We start from the raw sequence: 25,400 nt of genomic DNA, 5'->3' as shown, positions 1-25,400 counted from the left end.
TCCGGGACGACCCTGCGGGTGTGTGGGGAGACCGTAGGGGAAAGTATTTCCAGATGGAAGGGTTTTGTCGCGGCGTTCCGACAGCCGAGAGGCGCGTGGCGAGCGGGGCGAGCGGGGCGTGCCCGGCGCGGGACGACCGCTCAGCCCGGAACGACCGCTCAGCGCAGGACGGCGAAACCGAGGCCCTCGGCCCGGGCGAGGTGGACCGGGCGGCCCTCGGCGGGCAGCAGCCCCCGCGCGGCCCGCGCCAGCCCGTCCGGGGCCAGCGAGCGGCGGGCGGCCAGGTCGGCGAGCAGGCGCAGCCCGTCGTACAGGCCCACCGCGTACGCGTCCAGGACGGGCGCCCACGGCCCGCACAGTGCCCGGTGCCGTTCGGCGAGGCCCTGCCGGCGCTCCTCGTCCAGGGTGGCGAAGGAGGGCATCGCGGCGTACAGCAGGCCGGTGTCGTCACCGCCGAGTGCCAGCAGGCCGTTCTCCTCCAGCGCGCCGGAGAGCCGGACCAGCCGGTGGTCCAGTCCGCTGCGGCGCAGCGCCCGGTTGAAGTGCACCTGGTCGCGCCCGATCAGGCTGAACAGCAGGGCGTCCGCCCGGCTGGCGCGCAGCGCGTCCAGCAGCGGCTCGACCGCTCCCTCGACCGCCCCGAAGGGGATCCGCCGTTCCAGCACCACCCGGGCGCCGGTGCGGACGACCAGGGCGGTGGCGGCGCGGTGGACGGAGCGCGGCCAGATGTAGTCGTTGCCGATGAAGGCCCACCGCCGGAGGTGGTGATGTTCCGTCAGTTCGCTGACGGAGAGCGAGAGTTGGGCCAGCGGGTCGACGCCGGTGCAGAGCACCCCGGGGAGTCGGGACCCGCCCTCGTGCGGCGGGGTGTAGACGTAGGCGACCCGGCCGGCCGCGACCGTCTCGACCGCCCGGTGCACATCACTGGTGTGGCAGCCGGCCAGCGCGTCCACCGCCCCCGCGGCCAGCAGCGGCCGCACCTCGGCGGCGACCCGTTCCGGGGTGCCGCCGCCGTCCACCAGCACCAGTTCCAGCGGCCGGCCGAGCACGCCGCCGGCCGCGTTCACCTCGTGCGCGGCGAGCAGGGCGCCGTCCAGCGCGGAGGGGCCGGTCAGGCCCAGCGGACCGGACTGCGGCACGACGAGGCCCACCCGGAACACCGCCCGCTCCCGGCCGTCCCGCGCGGAGTGCAGCGCTTCGAGCGGATCGATCAGCACGGCCTCGACGCTCACCAGTGCGAGTATCGTCGTGATGTCGGCCTCGGGAAAGACCGGAAGGGGAGGAACGGATGGCTTCGAGCGACGCCGCACCGACCGGAGAGGCGACCGGAGAGGCGACCGGAGTGGCGACCGGAGCGCTGCGGGCCACCGGCGCCGCCCCCGGGCCGCTGCTGGTCGAACTGGTCGCCCTGGCGCACCGCCGGCTCTCCTCCGGCCTGGCCGCCGCCCTGGCCGAGGAGGACTGCACCGTCGACCAGTGGCGGGTACTGCGCGCCCTCGCCGACGGGGAGGGCCGTCTGATGGGCGAGCTGGCCCAGACCCTGCTGATCCCGCAGGCGAGCCTGAGTCGACTGGTCGACCAACTGGCCGACCACGGCTGGGTCTACCGGCGCCAGGACGACCAGGACCGCCGCCGGATCAGCGCCCACCTCTCCCGCCAGGGCCGTACCCGGCTGCGTCGGCTGGACGCCCTGGCCGCCGCCCACGACGCCGCCGTCCGGAGGGCCGGCGGCCTCGCCGACCCGGCGCAGGCGCTCGCCCTGGAGCGGCTGGCCGGGCTCTGAGCCCGACTCCCCTTCGGCCGGGGTGGGTTGACCGCCGCGCGGACCCCGGCCGACTCTCCTGCCGCTGCCGGCATCCGACGGACGGGCCGGGCCAGGGCGCCGTACGGTGGCCGGATGGAACTCATCGGCTTCCCCTTCACCGCGACCGACTGGAGCACCGTCCCCGAGCGGCGCATGCCGGGTGAGCACGGCGAAGTGACCAGCCGGGTGCGGGAGTTCGGCGGGGTACGGGTCCGTCGGGTGGACTACAGCGCCGGGTACGTCGCGGACCACTGGTGCCGCAAGGGGCACGTGCTCTACGTCCTGGCGGGCGAGCTGGTCACCACGCTGGACGACGGCCGGGTCGTGGTCACCGGCCCGGGCTGCAGCTACCAGGTCGCCGACGGGGCCGAGGCGCACCGCTCCAGCGCGCCGAAGGGGGCCAGCCTGCTGATCGTCGACTGACCGGCGGCCGGGCGGGTCGTCGGCGACGACCCGCCCGGGGGCGGCGCTACGGACAGCTACGGCGCTACGGACGGCTACCGGCGGACTGCTACAGCCAGACCGCTACGGGCGGACGGCGCCCATGTACGGCATCGCGGAGATCGGCAGGACCTCGACGTTCTTGCCGGTGCGCGGGGCGTGGATCATCTTCCCGTCGCCGATGTAGAGGCCGACGTGGTGGATGTCGTTGTAGAAGAACACCAGGTCACCGGGCTGGAGGGCGTCGCGGGAGACGCGCGGGCCGTCGTTCCACTGGTCCTGCGACATCCGGGAGAGCTTGACCCCGGCCGCGCGGTAGGCCGCGCCGGTGAGGCCGGAGCAGTCGAAGCTGTTCGGGCCGGTGGCGCCCCAGCCGTAGGGCTTGCCGAGCTGGGCCTGGGCGAACGCGATGATGGCGGCGGCGCGGCCGCTGGCCGGCGGGGCCGGGGTGTTGAGGTCCGGGCGCGCGGAGGAGCGGGAGGCACGGTCGGCATCGGCCGCCTGTCGGGCCTCGGCCTTGGCCTTCTCGGCGGACTGCTGGGCGTTGACCTTGGCGCGGTCCTCGGCGCTCAGCTTGTTGAGCATGGCCTGGGCCTGGGCGAGCTTGGCCTGGATCTGCTGCTTCTTCCCGGCCAGCTCGGTCCCCACCGAGTCGAGCTGGGCGAGCGTGGCGGTGGCCTCGACCCGGTCCTGGTCCAGCTTGCGCTGCTCCTCCTGGGCCTGCTTGAGCAGGGCCGACTGGCTGTCCGCGACCTGGTTCTGCGCCGCGGCGCGCTCCAGGTAGCCGGCCGGGTCGGAGTCGAGCATCAGCCGGACGGACGGGTCGATGCCGCCGTTGCGGTACTGGTCGGCGGCGACCGCCCCGAGCCGGGTGCGCAGCTCGTTCATCGCCTCCTGGCCGCGGGCGACCTTCTCCTGGATCCGGTTGGCCTCGCCCTGCAGCTTCTGCTGCTTGTCCTGGAAGCCGTTGTACTGCTCGACGGACTGCTCGGCCTCCTCGTTGAGCTTGTCCACCTGCTCCTTCACCGAGGCCAGGTTCGGGGTCGGCTCGGCGTGGGCGGTGCCGGAGGCGAGCACCGCGCCGCCGGCCATCGCCGTGGTGAGGACCGCCATGCGGGCCCGGCTCGGGGGGCTGGGCTTGCGGCGCTTTCCCATCGGGGTGGGATCTCCTTCGGGGGACGGGCGGGGCCCGGAGACACGTGCGGGCACGCGAAAGGTCGGCGAAGACGGGCGGAGCCGTACGGGGGATGCCGTCCCCGCCCGCCTTCTTCGAAGTAACTTAATAGATGAGTGCCGGGGTTCCGCAATCCCCCTGTTCCGGGCATCTTTCCGGGCAGTTCTCCGAGCACGTCTCCGGCACTCCACGACCCCCGCCGGGCCACCCCGCGGCACTCCCCGTCGGACGGAGTGCTCACCGGGCGCTCAGAACGCGCCAAATCGAGAACAAGGTCACACGCGACGCCCCTGCTCCGGCCATGCGAACGGGCGCTAACCTGCGGACATGAAGGTCCCGCCCGAAAGGCTCCCCCTCGCCGCCGAGTTCCCGGCCGCGCACCGTGAGCAGTGGCAGCAGCTCGTCGCGGGCGTGCTGCGCAAGTCCGGTGCCCAGCCCGAGGACGGCGCCGCCGCCGAGCAGGCGCTCACCACCGCGCTCCCGGACGGGCTGCGCGCCCGCCCGCTGTACACCGCCGAGGACACCACGGCCGAGCCCGGGTACCCCGGCTTCCCGCCCTTCGTCCGCGGCGGGCGGCCGCAGGGCTCCGCCGTCTCCGGGTGGGACGTACGCCAGCGGCACACCGCGCCGGACGCCCGGCGCGCCAACGAGGCGGTCCTGGCCGACCTGGAGCACGGCGTGACCTCGCTCTGGCTGGAGCTGGGCGGCGAGGGCCTGCCGGTCGCCGCACTGCCCGGGGCGCTCGCCGGGGTGTACCTGGACCTGGCCGCGGTGGCGCTCGACGCGGGACCCGAATTCACCGACGCCGCCGAGCAGTTGTTCAAGCTGTACGAGGAGCGCGAGGTCTCCCCCGGCTCCGCCGCCGGCAGCCTCGGCGCCGACCCGCTGGGCCTCCAGGCCCGGACCGGCTCCGCCGCCGCGACGGACACCCTGCTCACCGAGGCCGCCGCGCTGGCCGTCCGCTGCGCCGCCGGCTACCCGCAGCTCCGCGCGCTCACCGTGGACGCCCTGCCGTACCACGAGGCCGGCGCCTCCCCCGCCCAGGAGCTGGGCTGCGCGCTCGCCACCGGCGTCGCCTACCTGCGCGCGCTGACCGCCGCCGGACTGTCGGTGGACGCCGCGCTCGGGCAGCTGGAGTTCCGCCACGCCGCGGACGCCGACCAGTTCCTCACCATTGCCAAGTTCCGGGCCGCGCGCCGCCTCTGGGCCCGCGTCGCGGAGGTCTCGGGGGCCTCCGCCGACGCCTCCGCGCAGCGCCAGCACGCCGTCACCTCCCAGGTGATGATGACCGCCCGCGACCCGTGGGTGAACATGCTGCGCACCACCGTGGCCTGTCTGGCCGCCGGAGTCGGCGGCGCCGACGCCGTCACCGTGCTGCCCTTCGACAGCGCGCTCGGCCAGCCCGACGCCTTCGCCCGCCGGATCGCCCGCAACACCCAGGCGATCCTGCTGGAGGAGTCCCACCTGGCCCGGGTGATCGACCCGGCCGGCGGCTCCTGGTACGTCGAGCAGCTGACCGACGAACTGGCGCGGGCCGCCTGGGCCTGGTTCCAGGAGATCGAGCGGGCCGGCGGCCAGTCCGCCGCCCTCGGCTCCGGCCTGGTCGGCGAGCGGATCGCCGCGACCTGGGCGGAGCGCTCGGTCAGGCTCGCCAAGCGGCGCGAACCGATCACCGGCGTCAGCGAGTTCCCGCACCTGGACGAGCAGCCGCTGGTCCGCGAGCCGGCCCCGGCGCACCTCCCGGGCGGGCTGCCGCGGGTGCGCCGCGCCGAGGCGTACGAGGCGCTGCGGGACCGCTCGGACGCCCACCTCGCCACCACCGGCGCCCGGCCGAAGCTGTTCCTGGCCTCGATCGGCACCGCCTCCGCGCACACCGGGCGCAGCACCTTCGCGGCCAACCTGTTCCAGGCCGGCGGCATCGCGACGTCCGCCGTCGAGGGCGTCGACCCGGCGGCGTTCGCCGACGCGTTCCTGGCCTCCGGCGCGACCGTCGCCTGCCTGTGCTCCAGCGACGTGGTGTACGGCGAGCACGCCGGTGCGGTCGCCGAGGCGCTCAAGGCGGCCGGCGCCCGACGGGTGCTGCTGGCCGGACGGCTCGCCGAACCGCCCGCCGGCGTCGACGAGTTCATCTCCGCGGGCGGGGACGCGATCGCCGTCCTCACCTCCCTGCTGGACCTCATTGGAGTGGCGCGATGATCCCCGACTTCACCGGCATCGGGCTGGACGACGACGGCGGTAGCGGTAGCAGCAGCACCGGCGCCCGCCCGGACGTCACCGACGAGCAGTGGCAGGCCGCCTGGCGCCGGTCCACCGGCAAGGACGTCGACGAGCTGGTCTGGGACACCCCCGAGGGCATCGCCGTCAAGCCGCTGTACACCGCGGCCGACCTCTCCGGCCTGGACTTCCTGGAGACGTACCCCGGCATCGCCCCGTACCTGCGCGGGCCGTACCCCACCATGTACGTCAACCAGCCGTGGACCGTCCGCCAGTACGCGGGCTTCTCCACCGCCGAGGAGTCCAACGCCTTCTACCGCCGCAACCTGGCGGCCGGCCAGAAGGGCCTCTCGGTCGCCTTCGACCTGCCGACCCACCGCGGCTACGACAGTGACCACCCGCGGGTCACCGGCGACGTCGGCATGGCGGGCGTCGCCATCGACTCGATCTACGACATGCGCCAGCTGTTCGACGGCATCCCACTGGACAAGATGTCGGTGTCGATGACCATGAACGGCGCCGTGCTCCCGGTGCTGGCGCTGTACATCGTCGCGGCCGAGGAGCAGGGCGTACCGCCGGAGAAGCTCGCGGGGACCATCCAGAACGACATCCTCAAGGAGTTCATGGTCCGCAACACCTACATCTACCCGCCGCAGCCGTCGATGCGGATCATCTCGGACATCTTCGCGTACACCTCGCAGAAGATGCCCCGGTACAACTCGATCTCCATCTCCGGCTACCACATCCAGGAGGCCGGCGCGACGGCCGACCTGGAACTGGCCTACACCCTCGCCGACGGGGTGGAGTACCTGCGCGCGGGCCTGGACGTGGGACTGGACGTGGACGCCTTCGCGCCGCGGCTGTCGTTCTTCTGGGCGATCGGGATGAACTTCTTCATGGAGGTCGCCAAGCTGCGCGCGGCCCGACTGCTGTGGGCCAAGCTGGTCAAGCAGTTCGACCCGAAGAACGCCAAGTCCCTCTCGCTGCGCACCCATTCACAGACCTCCGGTTGGTCGCTGACCGCCCAGGACGTGTTCAACAACGTCGCCCGCACCTGCGTGGAGGCGATGGCCGCCACCCAGGGCCACACCCAGTCGCTGCACACCAACGCCCTCGACGAGGCGCTCGCCCTGCCGACGGACTTCTCCGCCCGGATCGCCCGCAACACCCAGCTGCTGCTGCAGCAGGAGTCCGGCACCTGCCGGGTGATCGACCCCTGGGGCGGCTCGGCGTACGTGGAGAAGCTCACCCAGGACCTCGCCGCCCGGGCCTGGCAGCACATCCAGGAGGTCGAGGCGGCCGGCGGCATGGCCCAGGCGATCGACGCGGGCATCCCCAAGATGCGCGTCGAGGAGGCCGCCGCCCGTACCCAGGCCCGGATCGACTCCGGCCGCCAGCCGGTGATCGGCGTCAACAAGTACCGGGTGGAGAACGACGAGCAGATCGACGTCCTCAAGGTCGACAACTCCTCGGTGCGGACACGGCAGTTGGAGAAGCTGCGGCGACTGCGCGAGGAGCGCGACGAGGCCGCGTGCCAGGACGCGCTGAACGCGCTGACCCGGTCCGCCGAGGCCGGCCCGCAGCGCGGCGGCTCGCTCGACGGCAACCTGCTGCACCTGGCCGTCAACGCGGCCCGCGCCAAGGCCACCGTCGGCGAGATCTCGGACGCCCTGGAGAAGGTGTACGGCCGCCACTCCGGCCAGATCCGTACCATCTCCGGTGTGTACCGAGACGAAGCCGGCCCGTCGGCGCCGCTGCAGCGCACCCGCGACCTGGTCGAGCGGTTCGAGCTGGCCGAGGGCCGCCGACCGCGCATCCTGGTCGCCAAGATGGGCCAGGACGGCCACGACCGCGGCCAGAAGGTGATCGCCACCGCCTTCGCCGACCTGGGCTTCACCGTCGACGTCGGCCCGCTGTTCCAGACCCCGGCCGAGGTGGCCCGCCAGGCCGTCGAGGCGGACGTCCACATCGTCGGCGTCTCCTCGCTGGCCGCCGGGCACCTCACCCTGGTGCCCGCGCTGCGCGCCGAGCTCGCGGCCGCGGGGCGGGAGGACATCACCATCGTGGTGGGCGGGGTGATCCCGCCGCAGGACTTCGACGCCCTGTACGAGGCCGGCGCGGCGGCGGTCTTCCCACCCGGGACGGTCATCCCGGAGGCGGCGTACGACCTGCTGAAGTCGCTGGCGGCCGATCTCGGCCACGAGCTGTGATCGCCTGATCCGATGCCTCCCCGGACGATCGACCTCGACAGCTATGTGACGGGTGTCCTCGACGGCTCGCGCGCCTGGATCGCGCGCGCCGTCACCCTCGTCGAATCCAGCCGCCCCGACCACCGCGCGCTCGCCCAGCAGCTGCTGCAACGGCTGCTGCCGCACGCGGGCGGGGCGGTCCGGGTCGGCATCACCGGCGTGCCCGGTGTCGGCAAGTCGACCTTCATCGACACCTTCGGGACGATGCTCACGGGCTCGGGGCACCAGGTGGCCGTGCTGGCCGTCGACCCGACGTCGACCCGGACCGGCGGCTCCATCCTGGGCGACAAGACCCGGATGGAGCGGCTCGCGGTGGATCCCGCCGCCTTCGTCCGGCCGTCGCCCACCTCCGGGACGCTGGGCGGGGTCGCCAAGGCCACCCGGGAGTCCATGGTGGTCATGGAGGCGGCGGGCTATGACGTGGTGCTGATCGAGACGGTGGGGGTGGGCCAGTCGGAGACGGCCGTCGCCGGGATGGTGGACACCTTCCTGCTGCTCAGCCTCGCCCGCACCGGCGACCAGCTGCAGGGCATCAAGAAGGGCGTGCTGGAGCTGGCGGACGTCATCGCCGTCAACAAGGCGGACGGCCCGCACGAGCGGGACGCCAAGGCAGCGGCGCGTGAACTCGCGGGCGCGCTGCGGCTGCTGCAGCCGCCGGACGCGGCGTGGACACCGCCGGTACTCACCTGCAGCGGGCGCGACGGCGCCGGACTGGACGTCCTGTGGGAGCGGCTGCAGCAGCACCGCAAGGTGCTGGACGCGACGGGCGCACTGGCGGCCAAGCGGCGGGAGCAGCAGGTCGAGTGGACCTGGTCGATGGTCCACGACCAGCTGTACGCGCGGCTGCACGAGGACCCGGAAGTGCGGCGGCTGAGCGGGGAGTTGGAGGCCCAGGTGCGGGCCGGCACGCTGCCGGCGGGGCTGGCCGCGCAACGGATCCTGGACAGCTTCTTCCGTACTGATTGAGGAAGTCGGGGAGCATCGCCACCATCGTCGACGGTGTCGTGATCGAGGCGGGTCGGCCGGGGAGCCCGGGTCATGAAGCAGACCCTGGAAGCTCTCCAGCGGTCACACCCGGTGGCGAACCACGGCCGGGGGGCAGGGGGCGTGGCTGGACGAGCCGGGGGGCCGGATTCGCCCCCGGGGCGGGTCTCAAGGAGACTGGGCAGCGTGACTGATGTGCGAGAGATCCTGGATTACCAGACCTTCGGCCGGGCGGTGCGCGAGCTGGCGCAGACGATCGCCGACGACGGCTACGAGCCCGACCTCGTCCTGAGCATCGCCCGGGGCGGCGTGTTCGTGGCCGGTGGTCTGGCGTATGCGCTGGACTGCAAGAACATCCACCTGGTGAACGTCGAGTTCTACACCGGTGTGGGCACCACCCTCGACATGCCCGTCATGCTGGCGCCCGTGCCCGCCGCGATCGACTTCACCGACAAGAAGGTGCTGATCGCCGACGACGTCGCCGACACCGGCAAGACGCTGAAGCTGGTGCACGACTTCTGCCTCGACCACGTCGCCGAGGTCCGCTCCGCCGTCATCTACGAGAAGTCGCACTCCCTCGTCCAGTGCGAGTACGTGTGGAAGCGGACCGACGACTGGATCGAGTTCCCCTGGTCGGGGGAAGGCCCGGTCGTCAAGCGGCACGGCCAGGTGCTCGACGCCTGAGTGGCGCAGGGGCGCCCGGTCAGGCGTTGAGGTAGGCGAGGACGGCGAGGACGCGGCGGTTGCTGTCGCAGGACTTCGCGCTCGCGGGCGGTGAGGGTGGCGAGCGGCCGGTCGCGGGCGTGGCTGACCATCAGTTGGGAGACCACGGCCGGGTCCATGGCGGTGCCGCCGGCGGCGACCCGGCGGACGGCGGCGCAGCTCGGTCAGCCGCCGCTCGTCCAGGTCCGCGAGGTCGGTGCCGCCGACCAGCACCCGGCCCGACGTGGGCCGGACCAGCCCGGCGGCGCAGTGCAGGAAGGTGCTCTTGCCGGACCCGGAGGGGCCCATCACGGCGGTGAAGCTGCCGGTGTCGAAGCCCAGGTCCAGCCCCCTGAGCGCGGCCACCGCGCCGTCGCCCCTCCCGTAGGTCTTCTCGACCGCTTCCAGTTGGACGGCCACGGCCGGCCGCTCGTTCCCTCGGGTCCGCACTGGGTCTCCCCCCGATCGGTCGCGCCCCTCGCGCGAGCTGCTATCGACCGTAGGAGCCGGGCCGTTCGGGCACATTGGGCTTCCCTGGGGTGTCCGGGGTGGAGGTTTCTCCACCCCGGACCCGGAGGTTCCGTCACCCCGGCGGCGTCAGTGGGTCGCCCCTTCCGGGACCCGGAGGTCGGCGGTGCGGGTCGCGGCGGCGGTGAGCAGGGCGCGGACGGCGTGGGCGACGGTGTCGGCCGGCAGGGAGGGCTTGGTGCCGTCGAGGACCTGCTCGGGCAGGGCCGGGATGTGGACGAACCCGCCGCGCACGGTGGGGTGTTCGGTGGCGAGCAGGTGCATCAGGGCGTAGAAGACGTGGTTGCAGACGAAGGTCCCGGCGGTGTGCGAGAGGGAGGCGGGGACGCCCGCCTCCCGGACGGCGGCCACGCAGGCCTTGACCGGCAGGGTGGCGAAGTACGCGGCGGGGCCGCCGGGGACGACGGGGAGGTCGACCGGCTGCCGGCCGGCGTTGTCGGGGATGCGGGCGTCGTCGACGTTGACGGCGATCCGCTCGACGGTGACGTCCGGTCGCCCGGCCGCCTGACCGAGGCAGACGACCAGGTCCGGGGCGCACTCCGCGATCGCCGTGCGCAGTTCCTCGGCCGCCCGGCCGAAGACGCAGCCCAGCCGGACGGCGGTGACCAGCAGCCCCTCGGGCGGCTGGTCGGCGACCAGCCGGGCGACCTCCCAGGACGGGTTGACGTCGGCGCCGTCGAACGGTTCGAAGCCGGTGAGCAGGACCCTGGTCATGGGGCGGCCTTTCCGAGGTGGGGAGGGGTGCGGGTCAGAACGCGAAGAGCGACATGATGACGATGTTGCAGGCCAACAGTGCGCCAGCGGTCGGGAGTTGGGCCTTGATCGGACCGTACTGGTCCTTGAGTTCGAGCAGGGCGGCCGGGACGAGGTTGAAGTTGGCCGCCATCGGGGTGACCAGCGTGCCGCAGAAGCCGGCCAGCATGCCCACCGCCAGGACCACCGCGGGGCTGCCGTGCAGCTGGGTGATCAGGATCGGCCAGCCGATCGCGGCGGTCATCACCGGGAAGGCCGCGAAGGCGTTGCCCATGATGATCGTGAACAGGGCCATGCCCAGGCAGTAGACGGCCACCGCCGCGTACTTGCTGCCGTCCGGGAGGACGTGGGTGGTGAGCCGGCCGATCTGGGTGCCGACGCCGGCGCTCTGGAAGATCGAGCCCAGCACGGCGAGGAGTTGGGGCAGCAGCAGCGCCCACCCCATCGCCTCCAGCAGCCCGCGACCGGAGCGCAGGGCGGTCACCGGGTTGCGTTCGCGGGTGAGCAGCAGCGCCAGGCCCAGGGCGACGAGCGTCCCGATCCCGAGGCCGAGCAGCGTCTCGCTGCCGGTCTGCAGCAGCGGCAGCCGGGCACCGCCGAGGTGCACGCCCTTGAGCAGCGTGCCGCAGGCCAGCGCGACCAGCGGGAGTGCCAGCGCGGGGATGAACAGCCGGCTGCCCAGGCGGGCGGCGGAGGCGGCCCGCTGCTCCGGGGCGGCGCCGGTGGGGGTGCCGCGGCCGGTGAAGCCGCAGCCGGCCAGACCGATCATCACCAGGACGGCGACGCCCAGCGGTGCGGCGGGCGCGCTCTTGTCGGCGACCCAGCTGCCGTAGACGAAGCTCGCGCCGAGCAGTCCCCAGAAGGCGGCCGTGCCGTACCGTCGGGGGTTGCCCCGGTCCACCGCCATCTGCGCGGCCGACGCCAGGAAGATGGCTCCGACCAGCCAGTACAGCCACTCGACCTTAATCACTTGCTCGGCTCCTCGATGCGAACGGCGGTGGCGGTGGCAGTGGCGCTGGTCGCGGACTGGTCCCGGGCGAGGGTGCGGTCCAGCCGCAGCAGCCGGGCGCCGTGGATGAGGGTGGCGCAGACGGCGGTGGGGACGGCCCAGAGCGCGAGCTGCACCGGCTCCAGGTCGGTGTGGTAGGTCGCGTTGACGAAACCCGTGATCAGCAGGATCGAGCCGACGGCGAGGAAGCAGTCCTCACCGAAGAACAGGCCGATGTTGTCGGCGCTGGCCGCGAAGGAGCGCAGCCGTTCGCGGGCCTTGTCGGTCAGGGTGCCGTGGCGGCGCTCGGCGGCGGCCTCCGCCATCGGCACCACCATCGGGCGCACGGCCTGGGCCGGTCCGCCGAGTCCGGTGAGGCCGAACGCGGCGGTGATCTGGCGCACCACCAGGTAGGACGCGAGGACGCGTCCGGCGCTGGCCCGGGCGAGCTTGTTCATCAGCGTGCGGGCCTGCTCCTGGAGGCCGTGGCGCTCCAGCAGGCCGATCAACGGCAGGGTGACGGCGATGACGGTCACCGAGCGGCTGGAGGCGAAGCCGGTGCCGAAGGCGTCCAGGACCTTCAGCGGGCTCATCCCGCCCAGCAGTCCGGTGAGGACGCCTGCGGTGCCGACGACGAGGAGCGGATTGCGCCGGGTGGCGAACCCGGCCACCACGACGAGGATGCCGACAAGAACGATCATGTTCCTGACCGCCTTTCAGAGGACCTCCGTCCGGCAGGTGGCCGTTCGGGCCGGCACGGGCGGAGGAGGTCGCGGCTGGGTGGGCCGCGACCCTGCGGGGGTTGCCGCGAGGCTAGGGGATTGTGGAACAATCCGACAAGAGTTCAGGAGGTGGAACGTGACCGGGATCTTCGACGCGCTCGCGGCCGACCGGGGTCGGCTCGAACGCGCCAGCGCCGCCCAACGCGTGGCCGAGGTGCTGCGCGAGCACATCACCGAGGGCCGGCTCGCCCCCGGCACCCGGCTCTCCGAGGAGGCACTCGGCGAGGCGCTCACCGTCTCGCGCAACACGCTCCGCGAGGCGTTCCGGCTGCTGGCCGACCAGCGGCTGGTCGTGCACGAGCTCAACCGCGGCGTGTTCGTCCGGATCCTCGATCCCTCCGACGTCGCCGACATCTACACCCTGCGCCTCGCCCTGGAGACGGCCGGGGTGCGCGCCCTGCACAGCGCCCTGCCCGAGCGGCTGGCCGCGGTACGGGCGGCGCTGGACCGGGCGGAGGCCGCCGAGGCGATCGGCGATTGGGTCACCGTCGGCACCGCCGACCTGCACTTCCACCAGGCCGTCGCCGGGATCGCCGGCAGCCCGCGGATCGACGAGTGCATGGCCCGCCTGATGGCCGAACTGCGCCTGGCCTTCGCCGCCGTGCCGTCCGCGCGCGGGCTGCACGCGCCCTTCCTGCGGCGCAACGAGACCCTCACCGGGCTGCTGGAGTCCGGCGCGATCGACGACGCCGAGGTGGAGCTGACCAGCTACCTGAACGACGCCCGCGCGGTGATCGTCCGCGCGATGACGGGCGGCGCGTGATGACGCCGACCGGGCCCGGACGGCCCGATCCGACGCCCGGCGACGACGGATCCCCCGCGAGACCCGCCACCGGGGACGAACCGGCCGCGACGGCACCGGCCACGACGGCACCGCTCACGACGGCACCGGCCGCCTCCGTACCGGTCGTCGACCTCAACGCCGACCTCGGCGAGGGGTTCGGACGCTGGACGCTCACCGACGACGACGCCCTGCTCTCCGCGGTCACCAGCGCCAACGTCGCCTGCGGCTTCCACGCCGGGGACCCGAGCACCATGCGGCGGGTGTGCGAGCTGGCCGCGGAGCGGGGCGTCCGGATCGGGGCCCAGGTCTCCTACCGGGACCTCGCCGGGTTCGGCCGCCGGGCCATGGACCTCCCGCCCGACGAGCTCGCCGACGAAGTCGCCTACCAGATCGGGGCGTTGCAGGCCTTCGCCCGGGCGGCCGGAGCGCACGTGGCGTACGTCAAACCGCACGGCGCTCTGTACAACCGGACGGTGCACGACGAGGAGCAGGCGGCGGCGGTGGTGCGGGGCGTCCGGCTGGCAGCGCCGTCCTCGGACCTGCCCGTCCTCGGACTGCCCGGCTCCCGGCTGCACGAGGCGGCCGGGCGGGCCGGACTGCCGGTGGTGGCCGAGGCGTTCGCCGACCGCGCCTACACCCCGCACGGCACGCTGGTGTCCCGCCGCGAACCCGACGCCGTGGTCCACGACCCCGACACCGTGGTGCACCGCGCGGTCGCCATCGCCCGGGACGGCGAGGTCACCGCCCGCGGCGGCGAGCGGATCCGACTGCGGGCCCGCTCGCTGTGCGTGCACGGCGACACCCCCGGCGCCGCGGAGCTCGCCCGCCGGGTCCGAACCGCCCTGTGGACGGCCGGAGTTCGCGTCGAGGCGTTCGCGTGAGCGCCGGAGCGGACGGCAGAAGGACCGAGCGGGGGGCGGGCCGGCCGCGCCTGCGGGTCCTGCGGGTCGGCCCGGACGCGCTGCTGGTCGAACTCGACGGCGCCGACCAGGCGATCGCCTTCCACGCCGAACTCCAGCGCCGCCGCGGGGTGTCCGGGTTCCCGGCCGTCACCGAGGTGGTGCCCGCCGAACACACCGTCCTGCTCGACGGCGTGGCCGACCCCGACGCCCTGGCCGCCGAACTGCCCGGCTGGCGGGTACCGCCGCTGCGGACGGGCGGCGGCGAACGGGTGACCGTCCCGGTGCGCTACGACGGCGCCGACGTCGCGGAGGTCGCCGCCCTGTGGGGCGTCGCCGAGCGGGAGGTCGCGCGGATCCACTCCGCGACCGAGTTCCGGGTCGCGTTCAGCGGCTTCGCCCCCGGCTTCGGCTACCTGACCGGCCTCCCCGACCGCTACCGGGTGCCCCGGCGGGCCGTGCCGCGCCCCGCCGTACCGCCCGGGGCGATCGCCCTGGCCGGCCGCTACACCGGCGCCTACCCGCGCTCCTCCCCCGGCGGCTGGCAGCTGATCGGACACACCGACGCCGTGCTGTGGGACCCGTCCCGCGAACCCGCCGCGCTGTTCAGCCCGGGAACCCGGGTCCGGTTCGTGATCGAGGAATCATGACCGGGGCGGCGGGACACAGCGCGGCAGGACCCGGGCGAGCGAGCGTGGCGGAGGAAGCATGACCGTGACCGTGATCAGCGCAGGGCTGCTGACGACCGTCCAGGACCTCGGCCGCCCCGGGCACGCGCACCTGGGCGTGCCGCGGTCCGGCGCGCTCGACCAGCCCGCCCACCGGCTGGCCAACCGCCTGGTCGGCAACCCCGCGACGGCGGCCACCCTGGAGACCACCGTGCTCGGCTGCACGCTGCGGGCGGACCGGGCGGTGACGGTCGCCGTGGCCGGCGCGCCGTGCGCCGTACGGGTCGACGGGCGGCCCGCCGCCTGGGGCGCCCCGGTGCGGCTGCCCGCCGGGGCGGTGCTGGAGGTGGGCCCGGCGACCCGGGGCGTGCGCAGCTACCTCGCCTTCGCGGGCGGGGTCGCCGCCGACCCGGTGCTCGGCAGCCGCTCGACCGATCTGCTGTCGGGGCTGGGCCCCGCTCCGCTGGCGCCCGGGGACGCGCTGCCGCTCGGCGAGCCGGTCGGCCCGGCCGCCGGGGTGGACGTGCTGCCGGTGCCCGCGCCGCCCGAACCGCTGCTGCTGCCGGTGCTGTTCGGGCCGCGCGAGGACTGGTTCACGACCCGGTCGCCCGCCGTCCTGACCGGTTCCGACTACCGCGTCTCGCCCACCAGCAACCGGATCGGCCTGCGCCTGGAGGGACCGCCGCTGGAGCGCGCCCGGGACGGTGAACTCCCCAGCGAGGGAATGGTGTTGGGAGCGATTCAGGTCCCGCCGGACGGCCGCCCGGTGGTCTTCCTCGCCGACCACCCCACCACCGGCGGCTACCCCGTCATCGGGGTCGTGCCGGCCGCCGCGCTCCCCGCCGCCGCCCAGGCCGTCCCGGGCACCCCGGTCCGCTTCACCCCGGCGGGGCGCCGGTAGCGGGCCCCAAGCGGCGGGGCCGCCGGGATCAGCCCCGGCGGACCGCCTGCGCCGCCTGGCGGGTGCGCCGGACGGCCCGATGGAGGCGCTGGACGGCGATGAAGCGGTTCATCGCGTCGGTCAGGGTGAGCCGGTACTTGACCCGGAGCTGGGCATTGAGGCCGGCGATGCGGTCGGGACCGATGGCGTGCAGCAGGCGGCTGACGTGCCGCTGGTAGACCTCCCAGTAGTTGCGGTCGCCGTCCGGAACGGACCAGAAGAACATCGGGATCTCCTCGGTCAGGCAGTTCCGGTCGTAGGCGCGCAGGTGCTGCTCGGTGAACAGCGGTTCCGGGCGGGCGAGCAGCCACTCGCGGACGAGTTCCATCGAGCGGACCCGGTCGATCACGCCGCGCGGGTCGGTCTTCTTCTGGGTGATGGAGAGGGCGCCGTCCTCGCGGACCCGCCAGTGGTAGATCGGCTCGGCGAGGACGTCGACGTGCGTGGCGAGGAAGTGGTGGGGGACGCTGACCGGGGCGTCCTCGTAGAGGATGCCCTCCGGGTAGAGGATGCCCGCGGTGTCGAAGAAGGAGCGCCGGTAGACCTTGTTCCAGGCGGTGCGGTCGGTGACCAGGGCGGGGGTCTCGCTGACGTGGGTGCGCAGCCGGGTCTCGCGGAAGGCGCGCCGGTGGGCGTGCGAGGGGGTGAGGCCGGTGGTGCGCAGGCGCATCGCGTTGCCGGTGACGAAGTCGGAGCCGGTCCCGTCCAGCGTGCTGATCATCAGCTGGTAGGCGTGCGGGGGCAGGGTGTCGTCGCTGTCGACGAAGGTCAGGTACTCGGTGCCGGCGGCGAGGTGGCGCCAGCCGGTGTTGCGGGCGGCGCCGAGGCCCTGGTTCTCCTGCTGGACCAGCCGGAAGCGGGGGTCGGCCTCGGCGTAGGACTTGGCGATGACCGGGCCGTCGTCGGTGGAGCCGTCGTCGACCATGACGCACTCGAAGTCCGTGAAGGTCTGCGCCGCGATCGAGTCCAGGCACTCCCCGAGGTAGCGCTCGACGTTGTAGATCGGGACGACGACGGACAGACGCGGGGCCATCGGACGGCCTTTCGCTCAGGAGCGGACGGGCCGGTCGGCCGGGAGGCCGCCGACCGCCGGTGACCGGCGGTGCTCTGAGCGTAGCGATCGCGCGCCGGTCGCGGGCGAACAACGGGTAGCGGTGAGTCTTCCGTTCGGTGTGGCCGGTGTGGCCGCCGTGCCCGGGGTCAACGGCCTTGGCGGGCGGGCCCGGTGGGAGGTGCAGGTGAGGACGGGGGAGGGCCCCGGACCGCCCGACCGGTCCGGGGCCCTCCTGCTCACCCGGGGCTCAGACGCTCTTCGCGTCGGCGAAGCGGGAGGAGACGTCCTGCCAGTTGACGACGTCCCACAGACGGGTGACGTAGTCCGGGCGGACGTTGCGGTACTGCAGGTAGTACGCGTGCTCCCAGGCGTCGAAGGCGAGCAGCGGGGTGGTGCCCTGGCCGACGTTGCCGTGGTGGTCGTAGACCTGCTCGACGATCAGGCGCTTGCCGAGCGGCTCCCAGGAGAGGATGCCCCAGCCGGAGCCCTGGACGCCGGTGGTGGCGTTGGTGAGCTGCTTCTTGAAGGCCTCGAAGCTGCCGAAGTGCTCGGTGATGGCGTCGGCCAGCTCGCCCTCGGGGCGGTCGCCGCCCTCCGGGGAGAGGTTCTGCCAGAACAGCGAGTGCAGCACGTGGCCGGACAGGTGGAACGCGAAGGTCTTCTGCAGGCCGACCAGACCGCCGAACTGCTCCTTGTCGCGCGCCTCGGCGAGCTGCTCCAGGGTGTCGTTCGCGCCCTTGACGTAGGCGGCGTGGTGCTTGGAGTGGTGCAGCTCCAGGATCTCGGCGGACATCGCCCGCTCAAGCGCGGAGTAGTCGTACGGCAGGTCGGGAAGCGAGTAGGCGCCCATGGTGGGACACGGCCCTTTCGACGATGGTGATGATCGTGCCGGGACAACACTATTGCGTATGGGTTGCAGGAACGAAGCATGGGCTCCTGCTTATTCCCGGCCTGACTGCTCGTCGCGCGGCGGCGGAGCGGACGCGGAAGTCCTCGCCGGGGTCTTCCCTTTACCTGAATGAGTGTGCCATTTTACATGTCACACATCAGGTTCCGTCCGTGCGCCCCAACCGCACGGCCCCCTCACGGTCCCGGAGGCCCCACTCCCATGCGTCCCTTCCGGATAGCGAAGGCGCACGCGCGCAGAGTCCCTGCGCTCGGCGTCGCCTTCCTCCTCGCGCTCGGGCTGTTCGCCCCGCAGGCGCACGCGGCCGAGTCGCCGTCGACGCCCGCCGCCCCGAAGGCCCGGACGGCGGCACCGCCGCACGCCCTCCCGGTGCCCAAGTCCCCCGACACCCCCGAGGATCCCCGCCCGCTCGCCTCACAGACCCAGGGCCGGCCCACCGCCCCGACGGCCGGCGGCACCGTCGACACCCCCGCCGCCGCCCGCACCGCCCGCCAACTGGCCGCCTGCGACACCGCCGCGTTCACCGGCAAGACCGGCGCGGCGCTGGTCCAGCAGGTCAGATCGGCCGGACTCGACTGCGTCAACACCCTGTTCACGCTCACCGGCGACAACGCCAAGGCCGCCTTCAACGAGGCCCAGATGGTGACCGTCGCCGACGCCCTGCGCGACAGCGCCGCCGCCTACCCCGGCGACAACTCCACCTCCGCCGGGCAGTTGGTGCTGTTCCTGCGCGCCGGCTACTACGTGCAGTGGTACCACCCCGACGCCACCGGGCCGTACGGCGCCGCCCTGCGGACGTCGATCCGCGGCGCGCTGGACGCCTTCTTCGCCGCCCCGCACAGCAAGGACGTCAGCGAGGCCAACGGCGCCACCCTGGCCGAGGCCGTCACGCTGATCGACAGCGCCCGGGAGAACGCCCGCTACACCGGCGTGGTCAAGCGCCTGCTCGACGGTTACACCGGTGGGTGGACCGGCTCGATGGCCGCCGCCGTCGGCAACACCGCCACCGTCATCGAACGCGGCTTCGAGCTCCCCGAGTTCACCGCCGCCCTGCAGGCCGACCCGTCCTTCGCCACCTCCCTGGCCTCCTTCGTCACCCGCAACGCCGACCGGCTCACCGGCTCCGACCCGGTGACCACCGTCGGGATCCAGATCGGCAACCTGGTCGCCGTCGACGCGCTCCGGGCCCAGGGCCGACCGATCGTCAAGGACCTGGTCAACCGCTACCCGCTGGTCGGCAACACCGGTCCGCTCACCATGAACCTGCTCTGGTTCGCGGAGAAGAAGGACCCGGGCAACTGCTCCTACTACGGCACCTGCGACGTGCCCGCCAAGCTCGTCCCACTGGTGCTCAGGAGCGACCACACCTGCAACCCCAACCTGCGCATCCGCTCGCAGAGCATGACCGCCCAGCAGAACGCCGACACCTGCACCAGCCTGGTCAACCAGGACGCGTTCTTCCACCGGGTGGTCAAGGACAACGGCCCGGTCGCCGACGACCGCAACACCTCCCTGGAGGTCGTCGTCTTCGACGACTACTACAACTACAGCCTCTACGCCTGGGAGATGTACGGCATCGCCGTCGACAACGGCGGCATGTACGAGGAGGGCAAGCCGGCCGAGCCCGGCAACCAGGCCCGCTTCATCGCCCACCAGGCGGACTGGCTGCGCCCGAGCTTCCAGATCTGGAACCTCAACCACGAGTACACCCACTACCTCGACGGCCGCTACGACATGTACGGCGACTTCGATGCGGGCATGACCACCCCGACCATCTGGTGGGTCGAGGGCCTGGCCGAGTACGTCTCCTACGGCTACCGGGGCGTCCACTACGACGACGCCGTCACCCAGGCCGGCCTGGGCACCTACCCGCTGAGCACCCTCTTCGACTCCACCTACGACAACGCCGACTCCACCCGGGTCTACAACTGGGGCTACCTGGCGGTGCGTTACATGCTCCAGTCGCACCCGCAGGACGTCGACGCCCTGCTCGCCAAGTACCGCGTCGGCGACTGGAACGGGGCCCGCACCCTGCTCAAGACCACCATCGGCACCCGCTACGACGCCGACTTCGCGACCTGGCTCAAGGCCTGCGCCGCCGACAACTGCGGCTCCCTGCCCACCGATCAGGCCCCGCTGTGCGCCGCCGCCGACACCCGGCAGTACGACAAGAACTGCCGCCGCGACGGCGTCGCCGCCACCACCGGCAACTACGGGTACAGCTTCCTCTACCTGCCCGCCGGGGTGAAGCAGCTGACCATCACCACCGCCGGCGGCACCGGCAACGCCGACCTGTACTACAACGGGCCGTCCTGGGCCACGAGTTCGTCGTACCAGGCGAAGTCCGCCGGTTCCGGCAACGGCGAGAGCCTGACCATCGCCGACCCGCCGGCCGGCTGGGTCTACTTCAGCCTGTACGCCCAGCAGGGGTTCGACGGCGTGACCGTCACCACCACGTACAACTGATCGCCACCACCGCTCCGCACCGGAGGGTCCCGCGTCCGCGCGGGGCCCTCCCCGCGCGTCCCGGCCTCCGTCCGATGGGGCGGTCGTGGGCGCTCAGGCCGTCGCCGTCCAGGTGACCAGCGGCGGGCGGACGGCGGCGCACAGCGGGTGACCCTTGGCGTCGGTGAGGCCGAGGCGGGCGACCAGCAGGCCGGAGTCGACCGCCTGCTCCAGGACGCCCCGGTCCACTGCGGCCAGCAGCAGCTTCGCCCGGCGGAACAGCCGCCAGGCCTCGCCCTCCGGCGTCACCCAGTTCAGGTAGACGAACCGCCCGCCCGGCCCGCCCTGGACGTACCGCCCGGTGACGTCCGCCCCGCCGTCCGGCAGCCGCTTCACCGCGCACTCCAGTGACCACCGCGCCCGTGGTGCGTCGCCGGGCTGCGGGTCCAGCAACTCGGCCGGGCGGCCTCGGCGTTGGACGGCGACGTGGATGTCCCGGTAGCCCGGGAAGCCCGGCCCGGCGCCGCACGCGCGGCCGGGCAGGTCGATGGCCTCGATCCTCAGCTCCATGCCGCCATCGTCCCCCACCCCGGCCCGCACCGGGCACCGGCCACGCCCGGCCGGTCAGTCGCCCGGCGGCGGGAACACCACGTGGTCACCGGCCCGTTCGAGGCACCGCCAGGACTCCTCGACCTTCGAGCTCGTCGGCAGCACGTCGATCCGGAGCTCGTGCTCCAGCGTGATCCGCAGGTCGCCCTCCGGCGCCCGTTCGACCGCCAGCACCCGTGGCTCCCGCCGCTTCAGGAACTCCCGCAACGCGTCGGCGCCGATGTCGTAGGCGAGGCCCTCACCCTCCCCGACGGGCACCAGGTCGTCCGAGCCGAGGTAGACCTCCCCGCACTGGACGATCCGGAACGGGCACCGGGCGTGCACCGCGAAGCGGGTGCCCGTCGACACCTCCCCCGACTCCCCGAGCGGCCACTCGACCGTCTCCCCGAAGTCGACCACGCCCATCCCGCCGAACCGGTAGACGTTGACCCACACTTCCCCGACCAGCCGCCGCAGCAGCCGGTCCCCCGCGTCCCCGCCCTCGGCGGGCTCCCCGTTGCTCCCCATCAGGCCATCGTCGTCCATCGGGCCGGACGGCTCACCCCGTTTTCGCCGTTCCTTTGCGCTGCGGATCTGCGGCTCTGTGGCTCCGCGGTTTCGCGGTTTCGCGGTTTCGCGGCTCCGCCACCGGATCAGGCCGACGGCGGGGCCATGGTGAGGACGGACGGGACGGTGGCGGGGGCGGCGAGCCGGAGCAGGCCGTGGCCGATGCCGGCGAGGCCGACCAGCAGGGAGGGGCTGTGCACCCCGTGCGGCAGACCGCACCGCCGCCCCCGGGACTCCAGGTCGTCCAGGACGGCGTGGGCCTGCCGTTCGGTGGCGGCCCGCCAGGCTCCGTCGGCCAGGTGGAGGGCCTCCAGGTTGCCGAGGTCGCCGTGGCAGAGCGAGGAGTTGTGGCCGAAGCCCGCCCGCAGGACGGTGCCGAGCGCGGTGTCGCGCTCGGCCAGGAGGGCGTCCCGCCGTTCGGGCAGCAGGTCGGCGAGCGCGGTGCGGGCCAGTGCGATGCCGGCCGCGCCGTGACACCAGAGGGCGGGGAAGCCCGGACCGTCGGGGCCGCCGTCCTCGCGGACGTCGCGCCAGTTGGCGGCGGTGGCGTCGAACAGGGTGTGCTCGTACTCCACGGCGGCGAGGGCGAGTCGGGCCGCGCGCGGGTCGCCGAGCCGGTGGCCGGCCCGGGCCAGCGCCCAGGCGATGCCGGAGCCGCCGTGGGCGAAGCCCGCGAGCGGGCGGTCCACGCTCTCCGCCAGGGCCGCGGGCAGCCAGCCGGTACCGCCCTCGGGGTGCGGGGCGGCGGCCCGGACGAGGCGTTCGACGCAGAGCGCCAGCGCGTCGGTGACGGCGGGCCCGGGGCGGACGGCCTCCCAGGCGAGCAGACCGCCGATGGTCCCGGCGTTCCCGGCGAGGACGTCGTACTGGGTGTCCTCCCCGGCGGTGGCGGCGATGCGGTCGAGGACCAGGGAGCCCAGCGCGTCCAGTTCGGGGTCCGGGTGGTCGGCGGTGAGCTGGGCGAGCGCATGGAGCACGCCGCCGGTGCCGGCCAGGCCGCCGCCGAGCCGGTCGGCGCGGCGACGAATCTGCTGACGCAGCGTCAATTCAGCTGCCCGGGCGGCCTCGCGGTGGTCCCGGTCGCCGGTCACCAGGGCGAGCTGGTGGAGGAAGAGGGCGATGCCCGCGGTGCCGCTGTAGAGGTCGGGGCCCAGCTCGGCGGGGGCCCAGCGGCCGGGCGGGGTCCAGTTGGGGCCGGCCCAGGCGAGGTCGGCGCCGCCCCGGTAGGCCTCGCGGAGCAGCTGTTCGCCGGCGTCCACGGCCTCGGCGAGGGCGCGGGCCGCCAGGTCCGGACCGGGCGCGGTCGGTGCCGACCGTTCCCTCGGCGGGTGGCTCCGGGCGATGGCGGTGGCGGTGGCGGTGGCGGTTCCGCGCGGCTCGTACGCGCCGTCGGCCGTCATCACCGAGAGCCTGAGCAACTGGAGTTGGCAGGCGAGGTCGTCCTCGCCGAGGCCGTCCGCCTTGGCGAGTGCCAGGTCGAGGGCCGGCCGGTCGGTGACGCCCGGGACCAGGGCGCCGGTGGAGGAGCGGGCGTCGACGCCGTCGGGCCGGATGGTGAAGACGGGCACGTCGCCGCGCCACAGGTCGGCGCGCTCGTGCGCGACGAAGGCGAGGGCCTGCTCCTCCCAGCCGACGAGTGCCCAGAGCCGGTCGAGGTGGCGGTCCTGGTCGAGGGCGTCGCGCAGCACGTCGGGGTGGCAGGCGGTGTTGAGCAGGCTGCGGTACTCGAAGGTGTCGCGGCGCAGCAGGCGGGTCTCGTCGGCCGCGAAGGCGCCGAGCAGCGAGCGGAGTTGCGGCCTGTCGGCGGCGAGCAGCCGGTAGGCCTCGGTGAAGCCGGCCTCCAACTCGGCCAGGTGGTCGGCGAGTCGCAGCGACCGGCCGGCCGGAACGGGTCGGCTGCCGGGGGCCTCGACGGGCAACCGCCGGTACTCCAGCCGGAGTTCGTCCGTGCCCTGGCCGACCAGGACGGGCAGCGGGCGGGGCGGGAGGCTGCCCGGGTCCCAGCCGAGGGCGGAGATGTCGGCGCCACCGTTGCCCTCGTCCCACATCCGCTCGGGCAGCAGGCCGGAACGCAGCACCGAGTGCCGGGCCTGGTGGCGGGCGAGCCGCTCGGACTCGGAGAGGTCCTTGGCGGGCTCGCGCAGATCGGGGTGGAGGATCGCCTCCAGGTCGATCAGGACGGGCTGGTCCCGGACGGCGAGCAGGTTCTGGGCGTGGCAGTCGACGGCGTCGAGCGCGTACATCAGCGCGCAGAGCGTGCCGGCGCGGTGGTAGAAGGCACTCAACTCGGCTTCGTCCCGGGCCGGTTCTGCGCTCAGGTGGGCGACCCAGCCGTAGCCGTCACCGGGCAGGTGGGCCACGTCGCGCAGCGGCAGCCGCAGCTGCGGGTTGAGCCAGTGGAGCAGCTGTTGGAAGTGGGTCTCGGCGCCGAGCGGCCGCGGCTTGTAGACGAGCCGGACGCCGTGCTCGAAGCGCAGCGAGCTGACCGTGGCTCCGCCGCGGTGCGGGTCGCCGAGGCCGGTGGCGAGTTCGGTGAGCCGGCCGAGCGGGCGGCCGTCGGCGAAGGTGCGGGCGAGCGCGGGCAGGTCGGCGGCGAGGCGGCGGAACAGGGTGAGGGTGGTGTCCGTCCACTGCTCGGCGAGGGTGGTGAGGCGGAAGGCCAGGACCGGGTACTCGGCGAGCAGGCGCAGCGCCCGCTCGGGGCGGGCCAGCCGGTCGACGAGGTCCCGGTAGCGGAGTTCGGGGGTGTCGCCGACCGACTCGCCGGTGAGGCGGGCGACGTGGAGTTCGGTGATGACGGTCCTGGTCACCATCCCGTGGACGGTGCCGGTCAGCGCGGGGAGGGCCAGCGCGGCCAGCTCCTCGGGAGTGCCGGGCGCGGGAACGTCCAGGGCGGCCAGTCCGGCCCGGAGGCGGTCGCGGGCGTCGGCGAGCAGCGGGGCGGCCAGCCGGGCGAACTCGTGCTTCTCGGGGACGTCCAGCTCGGCCGCCCGGTCGAAGGCGGCGGCGAGCCGCTCGGCCCAGGGCTGGGCCCCGAGGCGGTCGGCGAGCGCGTCCGGGTGCTCGGCGAGGAGGGCGCCCAGGGCCTCGGGGTCGAGGCCGTCGGCGGCGAGGCGGTGCCCGAACCAGCCGGCCCGGTCGAAGGGCGCCTGGGCCTGCCAGCGCTCCAGCTTCCGGGCGGCGCGGTCGGCGCGGTCGGTGTCGCTGACGGACCCGGCGTCGGCGGCGGACCCGTCGGCGGCGGACCCGGCGGGCCGCGGGGCGGACCGCTCCGGCGCCCGGCCGCGGGCGTTCAGCGGAACGGCTCGGGCGGCCGCCCGCAGGAGTTCGGACGCCAGGGGTTCGGACGCGTCGACCACGGGGCGGTGCCGCCTCTCTGCTTGCTCGCGCTACGTGCTACGTGCTACTTGCTGATTGCTGGTCGGCCAGGTCCGGCGCGGACCCCGGGCGGTCGTACGACCGGGCCCGGGATCGGCGCCGGACCCCGGTCTCAGTAGCTGCAGACGCGGCCGCAGCTGGACCAGCCGTCACAGGTGCTGTTCTGCACCGCGGCGGTCACGTAGAGCTCGTCCACCAGCTCGCCGGCCGGGTGGACCGAGTGGCCCTGGCCGAGGGTGATCCGGAAGTCCTCGTCCTTGAGCGCGCGAACCTGATCGGCTGTGGGCTGCATGATGCCTCCTGCGAGCGTTCGGGTGTGGCACGGGTGTGCCGGTCCGGGATCCTGACAGCGCCCCACCCGTCACACCAGGGGCGGGCGGATCGGCGGTACGTATTTCGGCCATGGTCGAAGAATGGGCCCCGGCGCCGCCGCGCCGCCGTTCCACCAGGCCGGACCGGGTCCGCTCCCGCCGTCCGACCGCCCGAGGAGCCCGGTGCGACCCCGGGCGGCCCGGAACGGCCCCGCACCTGGCCGAAAGCGACCGGTCGCG

Annotated in this window: 22 protein-coding genes and 2 pseudogenes; 11 read left to right on the top strand and 13 right to left on the bottom strand. The window is 73.8% G+C overall.

Annotated elements, in window-relative coordinates:
* Positions 1–158: 158 nt before the first annotated feature.
* Entirely contained in the window at positions 159–1,232 is a 1,074-nt protein-coding gene (locus tag ACIP4P_RS25745) for a substrate-binding domain-containing protein (protein WP_400922170.1), read from the bottom strand.
* Positions 1,233–1,288: 56 nt separating this feature from the next.
* Between ACIP4P_RS25745 and ACIP4P_RS25740 the strand changes: the two genes are divergently transcribed.
* Together ACIP4P_RS25740 and ACIP4P_RS25735 are read left to right on the top strand one after the other, a co-directional pair.
* On the top strand, positions 1,289–1,783 hold the full coding sequence (locus ACIP4P_RS25740) for a MarR family winged helix-turn-helix transcriptional regulator (protein WP_400922167.1): 495 nt from the start codon (positions 1,289–1,291) through the stop codon (positions 1,781–1,783).
* Positions 1,784–1,897: 114 nt separating this feature from the next.
* Positions 1,898–2,227 (top strand): DHCW motif cupin fold protein, encoded by a 330-nt coding sequence (locus ACIP4P_RS25735; RefSeq protein WP_400922164.1) that lies wholly within the window; start codon positions 1,898–1,900, stop codon positions 2,225–2,227.
* Positions 2,228–2,329: 102 nt separating this feature from the next.
* On the opposite strand, the gene ACIP4P_RS25730 is transcribed toward ACIP4P_RS25735, so the two are convergent.
* The gene (locus ACIP4P_RS25730; RefSeq protein WP_400922162.1) at positions 2,330–3,400 is read right to left on the bottom strand and encodes an NlpC/P60 family protein; all 1,071 of its coding nucleotides are present in this window, start codon (positions 3,398–3,400) and stop codon (positions 2,330–2,332) included.
* 346 nt (positions 3,401–3,746) lie between these two features.
* Here ACIP4P_RS25730 and ACIP4P_RS25725 point away from each other — a divergent pair, with 346 nt between their 5' ends.
* The 4 genes from ACIP4P_RS25725 to ACIP4P_RS25710 all read left to right on the top strand — a co-directional run bounded on the left by ACIP4P_RS25725 (position 3,747) and on the right by ACIP4P_RS25710 (position 9,550).
* The gene (locus ACIP4P_RS25725; protein WP_400922160.1) at positions 3,747–5,615 is read left to right on the top strand and encodes a methylmalonyl-CoA mutase family protein; all 1,869 of its coding nucleotides are present in this window, start codon (positions 3,747–3,749) and stop codon (positions 5,613–5,615) included.
* Positions 5,612–7,843: a methylmalonyl-CoA mutase gene (gene scpA / locus ACIP4P_RS25720; protein WP_400922158.1), complete on the top strand. Its 2,232-nt coding sequence runs from the start codon at positions 5,612–5,614 to the stop codon at positions 7,841–7,843. Before ACIP4P_RS25725 ends, scpA begins: the two co-directional genes overlap by 4 nt.
* A 12-nt stretch (positions 7,844–7,855) precedes the next feature.
* Complete coding sequence (gene meaB / locus ACIP4P_RS25715) at positions 7,856–8,848, top strand: methylmalonyl Co-A mutase-associated GTPase MeaB (RefSeq protein WP_400922156.1); 993 nt, start codon at positions 7,856–7,858, stop codon at positions 8,846–8,848.
* A 204-nt stretch (positions 8,849–9,052) separates the two neighbouring features.
* A complete protein-coding gene (locus ACIP4P_RS25710; protein ID WP_350513927.1) occupies positions 9,053–9,550 on the top strand; it encodes a phosphoribosyltransferase in 498 nt (165 codons plus the stop codon).
* Positions 9,551–9,618: 68 nt separating this feature from the next.
* Here the strand turns inward: ACIP4P_RS25710 and ACIP4P_RS25705 are convergent.
* The 5 genes and pseudogenes from ACIP4P_RS25705 to ACIP4P_RS25685 all read right to left on the bottom strand — a co-directional run.
* A pseudogene (locus tag ACIP4P_RS25705) lies at positions 9,619–9,741 on the bottom strand (DNA-binding response regulator); the annotation flags it as partial.
* A pseudogene (locus ACIP4P_RS25700) lies at positions 9,740–10,093 on the bottom strand (ATP-binding cassette domain-containing protein); the annotation flags it as partial. The pseudogenes ACIP4P_RS25700 and ACIP4P_RS25705, both read right to left, overlap by 2 nt.
* A 72-nt stretch (positions 10,094–10,165) precedes the next feature.
* A complete protein-coding gene (pcp, locus tag ACIP4P_RS25695; protein WP_400922154.1) occupies positions 10,166–10,810 on the bottom strand; it encodes a pyroglutamyl-peptidase I in 645 nt (214 codons plus the stop codon).
* A 34-nt stretch (positions 10,811–10,844) separates the two neighbouring features.
* Entirely contained in the window at positions 10,845–11,819 is a 975-nt protein-coding gene (locus ACIP4P_RS25690) for a DUF979 domain-containing protein (RefSeq protein ID WP_400922152.1), read from the bottom strand.
* Complete coding sequence (locus ACIP4P_RS25685; protein WP_400922150.1) at positions 11,816–12,538, bottom strand: DUF969 domain-containing protein; 723 nt, start codon at positions 12,536–12,538, stop codon at positions 11,816–11,818. The genes ACIP4P_RS25690 and ACIP4P_RS25685 overlap by 4 nt, the downstream gene beginning before the upstream one ends.
* 157 nt (positions 12,539–12,695) lie before the next feature.
* Between ACIP4P_RS25685 and ACIP4P_RS25680 the strand changes: the two genes are divergently transcribed.
* Genes ACIP4P_RS25680 through ACIP4P_RS25665 form a run of 4 tightly spaced genes read left to right on the top strand, consistent with a single transcriptional unit; the run spans position 12,696 to position 15,871 of the window.
* Positions 12,696–13,382, top strand: coding sequence for a GntR family transcriptional regulator (locus tag ACIP4P_RS25680; RefSeq protein WP_400922148.1), 687 nt, complete (start codon positions 12,696–12,698; stop codon positions 13,380–13,382).
* A complete protein-coding gene (locus ACIP4P_RS25675; RefSeq protein ID WP_400922322.1) occupies positions 13,382–14,284 on the top strand; it encodes a LamB/YcsF family protein in 903 nt (300 codons plus the stop codon). The genes ACIP4P_RS25680 and ACIP4P_RS25675 overlap by 1 nt, the downstream gene beginning before the upstream one ends.
* Entirely contained in the window at positions 14,281–14,952 is a 672-nt protein-coding gene (locus ACIP4P_RS25670) for an allophanate hydrolase subunit 1 (RefSeq protein WP_400922146.1), read from the top strand. The genes ACIP4P_RS25675 and ACIP4P_RS25670 overlap by 4 nt, the downstream gene beginning before the upstream one ends.
* A 58-nt stretch (positions 14,953–15,010) precedes the next feature.
* Positions 15,011–15,871, top strand: coding sequence for a biotin-dependent carboxyltransferase family protein (locus ACIP4P_RS25665; RefSeq protein ID WP_400922144.1), 861 nt, complete (start codon positions 15,011–15,013; stop codon positions 15,869–15,871).
* Between the two features lie 28 nt (positions 15,872–15,899).
* Here the strand turns inward: ACIP4P_RS25665 and ACIP4P_RS25660 are convergent, their stop codons facing one another.
* Complete coding sequence (locus ACIP4P_RS25660; RefSeq protein WP_350513939.1) at positions 15,900–16,943, bottom strand: glycosyltransferase; 1,044 nt, start codon at positions 16,941–16,943, stop codon at positions 15,900–15,902.
* 268 nt (positions 16,944–17,211) lie between these two features.
* Positions 17,212–17,814 carry a superoxide dismutase gene (locus tag ACIP4P_RS25655; RefSeq protein WP_350513940.1) on the bottom strand — a complete coding sequence of 201 codons (603 nt, stop codon included), beginning with the start codon at positions 17,812–17,814 and terminating at the stop codon, positions 17,212–17,214.
* 258 nt (positions 17,815–18,072) lie between these two features.
* Here ACIP4P_RS25655 and ACIP4P_RS25650 point away from each other — a divergent pair, with 258 nt between their 5' ends.
* Positions 18,073–20,337 carry a collagenase gene (locus tag ACIP4P_RS25650; RefSeq protein ID WP_400922141.1) on the top strand — a complete coding sequence of 755 codons (2,265 nt, stop codon included), beginning with the start codon at positions 18,073–18,075 and terminating at the stop codon, positions 20,335–20,337.
* Positions 20,338–20,430: 93 nt separating this feature from the next.
* Here the strand turns inward: ACIP4P_RS25650 and ACIP4P_RS25645 are convergent, their stop codons facing one another.
* From ACIP4P_RS25645 to ACIP4P_RS25630, 4 genes are all read right to left on the bottom strand, one after another.
* Positions 20,431–20,886, bottom strand: coding sequence for a DUF5990 family protein (locus ACIP4P_RS25645; protein WP_400922138.1), 456 nt, complete (start codon positions 20,884–20,886; stop codon positions 20,431–20,433).
* Positions 20,887–20,940: 54 nt separating this feature from the next.
* Positions 20,941–21,432, bottom strand: coding sequence for a hypothetical protein (locus ACIP4P_RS25640; protein ID WP_400922136.1), 492 nt, complete (start codon positions 21,430–21,432; stop codon positions 20,941–20,943).
* Positions 21,433–21,557: 125 nt separating this feature from the next.
* Complete coding sequence (locus ACIP4P_RS25635; protein ID WP_400922134.1) at positions 21,558–24,830, bottom strand: type 2 lanthipeptide synthetase LanM family protein; 3,273 nt, start codon at positions 24,828–24,830, stop codon at positions 21,558–21,560.
* 131 nt (positions 24,831–24,961) lie between these two features.
* On the bottom strand, positions 24,962–25,141 hold the full coding sequence (locus ACIP4P_RS25630; protein ID WP_400922132.1) for a hypothetical protein: 180 nt from the start codon (positions 25,139–25,141) through the stop codon (positions 24,962–24,964).
* Positions 25,142–25,400 lie beyond the last annotated feature (259 nt).

This window comes from Kitasatospora sp. NPDC089509, from assembly GCF_044749365.1.
Lineage (GTDB): Bacteria > Actinomycetota > Actinomycetes > Streptomycetales > Streptomycetaceae > Kitasatospora.
This window is presented reverse-complemented; position numbering and strand designations above follow the sequence as displayed.

Bases quoted from the DNA above. Each gene is read 5' to 3' on its own strand.
- scpA (WP_400922158.1), top strand. From the start codon at position 5,612: ATGATCCCCGACTTCACCGGCATCGGGCTGGACGACGACGGCGGTAGC.
- meaB (WP_400922156.1), top strand. From the start codon at position 7,856: ATGCCTCCCCGGACGATCGACCTCGACAGCTATGTGACGGGTGTCCTC.
- ACIP4P_RS25630 (WP_400922132.1), bottom strand. From the start codon at position 25,141: ATGCAGCCCACAGCCGATCAGGTTCGCGCGCTCAAGGACGAGGACTTC.
- ACIP4P_RS25655 (WP_350513940.1), bottom strand. From the start codon at position 17,814: ATGGGCGCCTACTCGCTTCCCGACCTGCCGTACGACTACTCCGCGCTT.
- ACIP4P_RS25640 (WP_400922136.1), bottom strand. From the start codon at position 21,432: ATGGGGAGCAACGGGGAGCCCGCCGAGGGCGGGGACGCGGGGGACCGG.
- ACIP4P_RS25645 (WP_400922138.1), bottom strand. From the start codon at position 20,886: ATGGAGCTGAGGATCGAGGCCATCGACCTGCCCGGCCGCGCGTGCGGC.
- ACIP4P_RS25685 (WP_400922150.1), bottom strand. From the start codon at position 12,538: ATGATCGTTCTTGTCGGCATCCTCGTCGTGGTGGCCGGGTTCGCCACC.
- ACIP4P_RS25650 (WP_400922141.1), top strand. From the start codon at position 18,073: ATGCGTCCCTTCCGGATAGCGAAGGCGCACGCGCGCAGAGTCCCTGCG.
- ACIP4P_RS25665 (WP_400922144.1), top strand. From the start codon at position 15,011: ATGACCGTGACCGTGATCAGCGCAGGGCTGCTGACGACCGTCCAGGAC.
- ACIP4P_RS25660 (WP_350513939.1), bottom strand. From the start codon at position 16,943: ATGGCCCCGCGTCTGTCCGTCGTCGTCCCGATCTACAACGTCGAGCGC.
- ACIP4P_RS25675 (WP_400922322.1), top strand. From the start codon at position 13,382: ATGACGCCGACCGGGCCCGGACGGCCCGATCCGACGCCCGGCGACGAC.
- ACIP4P_RS25725 (WP_400922160.1), top strand. From the start codon at position 3,747: ATGAAGGTCCCGCCCGAAAGGCTCCCCCTCGCCGCCGAGTTCCCGGCC.
- pcp (WP_400922154.1), bottom strand. From the start codon at position 10,810: ATGACCAGGGTCCTGCTCACCGGCTTCGAACCGTTCGACGGCGCCGAC.
- ACIP4P_RS25730 (WP_400922162.1), bottom strand. From the start codon at position 3,400: ATGGGAAAGCGCCGCAAGCCCAGCCCCCCGAGCCGGGCCCGCATGGCG.
- ACIP4P_RS25740 (WP_400922167.1), top strand. From the start codon at position 1,289: ATGGCTTCGAGCGACGCCGCACCGACCGGAGAGGCGACCGGAGAGGCG.
- ACIP4P_RS25735 (WP_400922164.1), top strand. From the start codon at position 1,898: ATGGAACTCATCGGCTTCCCCTTCACCGCGACCGACTGGAGCACCGTC.